Raw genomic sequence first — 5,544 nt, forward strand, 5'->3', positions numbered from 1 at the left:
ACTGCCGACATCCTGCTTGTAAGGCAGGCGCTCTCCCAGCTGAGCTAATCGCCCAATATGGTGACCCGTAAGGGAATCGAACCCTTGATACCGCCGTGAAAGGGCGGTGTCTTAACCTCTTGACCAACGGGCCGTATATCATAATCAACCTAGGATACGCAATAACTTTTCATTGCTTTTTAAATAGCTAATAAAATAATTGGTGGGCCCACCTGGGATCGAACCAGGGACCAGCCGGTTATGAGCCGGCTGCTCTACCGCTGAGCTATAGGCCCTAGAGACTTTAAAACAGGTTTTCCGAAGAAAGCCTGTTTGATAATGAAAAGTTATGGCTCCTCGAGTAGGACTCGAACCTACGACCGATCGGTTAACAGCCGATTGCTCTACCAACTGAGCTATCGAGGAATATCGCCAACGTTGATTATTATAAGACAATGTAATTATTACGTCAAGTAGTTTTTTAAATTTTATTCAAGAAAGTCTTTCAATTTTTTGCTACGGCTAGGATGACGAAGTTTTCTCAGTGCTTTAGCTTCTATCTGACGAATACGTTCTCTAGTAACACCAAAATATTGTCCTACTTCCTCCAAAGTACGAGCGCGTCCATCATCTAGACCAAATCTAAGACGCAACACTTTTTCTTCACGCGGAGTAAGTGTTTCAAGCACTTCTTCCAATTGTTCTTTAAGCAACATGAATGACGCTGCTTCGGCGGGAGCAGGTGCGTCCTGATCTTCAATAAAGTCACCTAAATGAGAATCTTCTTCTTCGCCAATTGGAGTTTCCAGCGATACAGGTTCTTGGGCAATTTTCATAATTTCGCGTACCCGCTCAACACTAACATCCATAGCTTTAGCAACTTCTTCTGGCGAAGGTTCACGTCCAAGTTCTTGAAGAAGCTGACGTGATACACGAATAAGCTTATTAATCGTTTCAACCATATGGACAGGAATACGGATAGTACGTGCTTGGTCGGCAATAGCTCTGGTGATGGCCTGACGTATCCACCAAGTGGCATAAGTACTAAATTTGTACCCCTTGTTATAGTCGAATTTTTCTACAGCCTTGATTAAACCCAAATTACCTTCCTGAATAAGATCAAGGAAAAGCATGCCTCTACCAACATACCGTTTAGCAATGCTTACAACAAGTCGTAAATTCGCTTCGGCAAGTCGGCGTTTAGCCTCTTCATCCCCCAGTTCCATGCGCTTAGCCAGATCCACTTCTTCATCAGCAGTCAAAAGTGGTACACGGCCAATTTCCTTAAGATACATCCGAACAGGATCATCAATGTTAATGCCTTCCGGAATGGTGAGGTCTATATCCACTTCTTCAGCAGTTGCCTCAATCTCAGATAGGTCTGGGCCTTCAATTAACTCAGCATCAGGCGCATCATCAACAATTTCAATACCTTTACTACTAAAGATTTCATACATATCATCAATTTCATCAGGACTCATATCATCCGTCTGCATAGTATCCATAATCTCGGCATATGTTAATACACCGCGTTTTTTGCCTTTATGCAGCAACTCATTGACATGATCGCCTGGCGTATTTTTCTTATCGGCCATAGTTTTCCCCCCTTCCAGTGGCATTCAAAAGTTTGATCCTTATCTGGTTATTAGTGATGCAATTTACTAATTTCATGTTTAATTCGCTGACTTTCCGCCAGTTCCTGCAGAAAGCTACTATCCCCCATGCGTTCTAATTCGTCGGCCATCAACCGATGTTGTTCGTACAATGTTGTCAAATAAGCTAATCGAATGGTTTTTATACAATCATCTACTAACTTGACTACATCATCAAATTGTATATCCATTAACATAATATGTGAAAACTCGCTAGCTGCTTGTTCACTTAGATTGCTGACAATCGCATCTAGTTCTACCTGTGTTATATTTTTTTCCATATTATACGCATTAAATATCAAATTAATTATCTCTTGTTGCAAAGCACCTTGAATTTCTTGCGGAAAAATTTTCGTAAAAACATAAGGAATGAGTGAGAAATCATCGCACATCAAACGAATCAATTGGCGTTCGGCCTGAATGACTGCCGGTGCTGGCTGTTTATAGAAGGCAATGTTTATAGGTTTCCCATTTTTTACATTTTTATCCTTTTTGCGTTGGAATATATATTTTGTTATTTCACTCCGCAAAGCGCTTTCGTCAACAGCAAGTATCTGCGACAATCGCGTAATATGAGCGTTGATTTCTACTGCGTTTTCTGCTTCAGCAAGAATCGGCGCTAGTTTGCCAACAACTGCAATTTTGCCTTGCACCGTTGAATAATCATTTGATTTTAATGCTTGGTCAAGTTGATAATCTAGCAGTGATTGTGCTGATAACAGCAACTGTTCAAAAGCCGCACTGCCATGTTTTCTGACAAACTCGTCTGGGTCTTTACCATCTGGTATGGTTACTACCTTGATCGATGCTCCTAAGGTCCGTACAGTATCCAACGCGCGTAAGGTTGCATTTTGTCCGGCCGCATCGCTGTCATAAGAAAAGAATAATTCAGCATTAAGTTTCAGAAGGGCTCTGGCCTGTTCTGCTGTAAAGGCTGTTCCCAAAGATGCCACTACATTTTTGATACCATGACTGTATAGTGTGATAGCATCCATGTAACCTTCAACAATAACCACTTTACCTAAATCACGAATATGTTTATATGCATTCTCAAAACCATATAGAACATGTCGTTTATTAAAAACTAGAGTTTCCGGTGAATTAAGATATTTAGGCTGACTACCATCTAAGACCCTGCCACCAAAACCAAGTACCCGGCCCCTTACATCGGTTATAGGAAACATAATGCGATTACGGAAACGATCATAAACGCCATCACCAGATGTACGGGCAACACACAGTCCTGATTTTAGCAGTATATCAAGAGTAATCCCCCGTTCCACGAATGCTGTTGCTAGTTTATCCCATAACGGTGGCGCAAATCCTAGTTTAAAAAAATCAATGCATTCAGCCGTTATGCCACGACTGGCAAGATATTCACGGGCAGGTTTACCGTAATTCGTTTTGGTGAGACAGGCATGAAAAAAATCTCTTGCCAACTCGTTTACTTGATATATCTGGGCAATTTCTTGATCTCTGGCTTGTTCTCGCGGAGATTTCTTCTTTTCTGGCAGAGGAATGTTAAGTTTTTGGGCTAAAAGTTTTACTGCTTCAAAAAAAGTAATGCTTTCAACTTTCATAAGGAAATTGAAAACATTGCCACCGCTCTGACAACCAAAACAATAGAAAAAACCTTTGTCCGGAGTTACCGAGAATGAAGGTGTCTTCTCATTATGGAAAGGACAACATCCCCAATAATTCTTCCCTTTCTTTTTTAATGCAACATAGTCGGATACAATACTGACAATATCACTTTCTGAGCGTAACCTAGCAATAAAATCATCGAAAATCGGATCTTTCATGAAACTCACCTTATCCAGGCATGAGCAATTTTTCCTGCTGTGTTTTAAGTTTGTGTCATTCCGGCAAATTGTTCCAACATTTGACTTTATTCTGCATGAAAAGTAATATTCCTGCCAAAAACAGATATACAGAAGTTGTTTTTATATGATTCTGCGCAACTCTATGATTTCAGATTTATATTTTAGTAATTATTATTCAATACAAATGACAAAAATCCTCTTTTACATCTTGACAAAACTGATAATATTTGTTTAGGAAAAAACAAATATTTAATTTGTAATTTAAAGACGGAATTTTCCGAGAAAAAGTTATCATATGTTTAACGCCATTAGCTGTAACAAATACAAAATTTACGTACCAGCAGACGCATTTTGGCAGTAATGTAAAACAGCAAGCCTGACAAGCTTGCTGTCATCACCCTATTTTCCTACTCCCCAAGTAGCAGGAATAAATAATTTTTCAAACAGTTTAATAGCGTACAAATCAGTTAAACCGGCAATATAGTCAACTACTATTGTTTGCAGTCCCCATCGCTCTTCGCGTTCTAAGAATTCCCGCGGCAAACTGCTAGGTGTAGACAGATAATATTCAAACAGTTTTCCAATAACGTACATAGCCTTTTTTCTGTCAGGTTCAAGTACCTCAGAACGATAAATCTTACTAAACATGAAAGAGCGAAATTCATCCATCGCGTCTTTTACCTGGCTGGACATAATAATTTCATTTTTTCCTTCAGACTCTGTAATAATATCTGATACCATAACAGTTATCATACTAGAAGGATCTGAGCCCAATATCTTAGTTACCTTTGCCGGCAAGTCTCCAGGCTTTAACATGCCGGCCCGAATGCCGTCGTCATAGTCATGGCAAAGATAGGCAATGCGGTCACCATAACAGACAATTTTACCCTCAAGGGTAAATGGCTTGTTAGGTCCGGTATGATTTAAAATACCGTCTTTTACTTCGGCTGTTAAGTTAAGCCCTTGTCCATTTCGTTCCAGATACTCTACTACTCTTAAACTTTGTTCATTATGATTATAATGCCCTATTAGTTCACGTAAGGCATATTCCCCTGCATGTCCAAAAGGAGTATGACCGACATCATGTCCTAACGCAATGGCTTCTGTTAAATCTTCATTAAGCCTGAGCCCACGGGCAATTGTCCTGGATATTTGCGCAACTTCCAGACTGTGTGTCATGCGCATACGATAATGATCACCAGGAGATATATATACTTGTGTTTTATGTTTCAGACGTCTAAAAGCTTTGCTATGAATGATGCGATCCCTATCACGTTGAAATGCTGTACGAAAATCACAAAGCGGCTCTTCTCGATCCCGGACAGCTTCACGGCTTTTTGCAGCATAACAGGATAATATTTGGAACTCTTGTGCCTCAATACGCTCACGAACTTTCATACAGACGTCCTCCTTTCTTAATATTATACATTATTTTCCTTTACCTCACTAGATTTTCTCGTTATTACAGATTTTCACAGAACACAACCTCAAATATTTTGTTATAATAATAAGTGAGAAAGGAGAGTACTAGATGAGGACCAAAATATTTTTATTCACACTTTTACTGTTAATGTTTTTTACAGGTCTTGCGGCAGCTAAACCAGTGGTAACGGCTGATAGTACATATTTTGATTTTAATACAGGCCTTTATGTTTTAAATGGCAATGTTCGCATTGAAGTTAAAGACCGAGTAATTACTGCCGGTCAGGCAAAAGTTAGTCCGACATCGCTTGAAGTTTGGGGTTCAGGTGGTATCACAGTCACTCAGGGAGATATTCATTTTACTGGTAACAGTGTATATGTCTATGGTACTAAAGATAGAGCCAAGATTGATGGAGGCGTCAACCTATCCCGCAACGGTCTGACGATTACTGCCGATACGGTAGAATTTAACTGGCGTACTAAAGTAGCCGTGTTTAAAGGCAATGTTAAAGTAATGCAAAATGGTAACAATTGGTCAGCCGATTCTGTAAGCTATAATGTCAAACTAAATTATTTCCTGTAATAACATAAAAAACCTGGCTACATCGCCAGGTTTCAGATTGTAGACAAAGCCGCTTTTATGCCGTAAGGCAAAAAGCGGCTTTCTA

4 protein-coding genes and 3 tRNA genes are annotated in these 5,544 nt (G+C 39.8%); 1 reads left to right on the plus strand and 6 read right to left on the minus strand.

Annotation, left to right across the window (positions count from 1 at the left end; translation table 11 throughout):
• Positions 1 to 58: 58 nt before the first annotated feature.
• The 6 genes from AC29Z1_RS12705 to AC29Z1_RS12730 form a co-directional block, all read right to left on the minus strand.
• A tRNA-Glu gene (locus tag AC29Z1_RS12705) sits at positions 59 to 133 on the minus strand.
• A 67-nt stretch (positions 134 to 200) separates the two neighbouring features.
• A tRNA-Ile gene (locus tag AC29Z1_RS12710) sits at positions 201 to 275 on the minus strand.
• 54 nt (positions 276 to 329) lie between these two features.
• A tRNA-Asn gene (locus AC29Z1_RS12715) sits at positions 330 to 405 on the minus strand.
• A 62-nt stretch (positions 406 to 467) separates the two neighbouring features.
• On the minus strand, positions 468 to 1,574 hold the full coding sequence (rpoD, locus tag AC29Z1_RS12720; protein WP_488271828.1) for an RNA polymerase sigma factor RpoD: 1,107 nt from the start codon (positions 1,572 to 1,574) through the stop codon (positions 468 to 470).
• A 50-nt stretch (positions 1,575 to 1,624) separates the two neighbouring features.
• Entirely contained in the window at positions 1,625 to 3,433 is a 1,809-nt protein-coding gene (dnaG, locus tag AC29Z1_RS12725; protein WP_488271829.1) for a DNA primase, read from the minus strand.
• A 420-nt stretch (positions 3,434 to 3,853) separates the two neighbouring features.
• A complete protein-coding gene (locus AC29Z1_RS12730; RefSeq protein WP_488271830.1) occupies positions 3,854 to 4,852 on the minus strand; it encodes a deoxyguanosinetriphosphate triphosphohydrolase in 999 nt (332 codons plus the stop codon).
• A gap of 133 nt (positions 4,853 to 4,985) precedes the next feature.
• Here AC29Z1_RS12730 and AC29Z1_RS12735 point away from each other — a divergent pair, with 133 nt between their 5' ends.
• Positions 4,986 to 5,459 (plus strand): LptA/OstA family protein, encoded by a 474-nt coding sequence (locus AC29Z1_RS12735; protein WP_488271831.1) that lies wholly within the window; start codon positions 4,986 to 4,988, stop codon positions 5,457 to 5,459.
• Positions 5,460 to 5,544 lie beyond the last annotated feature (85 nt).

It is taken from the genome of Sporomusa sp. (genome assembly GCF_057736855.1).

Bases quoted from the DNA above. Each gene is read 5' to 3' on its own strand.
- AC29Z1_RS12730 (WP_488271830.1), bottom strand. From the start codon at position 4,852: ATGAAAGTTCGTGAGCGTATTGAGGCACAAGAGTTCCAAATATTATCC.
- dnaG (WP_488271829.1), bottom strand. From the start codon at position 3,433: ATGAAAGATCCGATTTTCGATGATTTTATTGCTAGGTTACGCTCAGAA.
- AC29Z1_RS12735 (WP_488271831.1), top strand. From the start codon at position 4,986: ATGAGGACCAAAATATTTTTATTCACACTTTTACTGTTAATGTTTTTT.
- rpoD (WP_488271828.1), bottom strand. From the start codon at position 1,574: ATGGCCGATAAGAAAAATACGCCAGGCGATCATGTCAATGAGTTGCTG.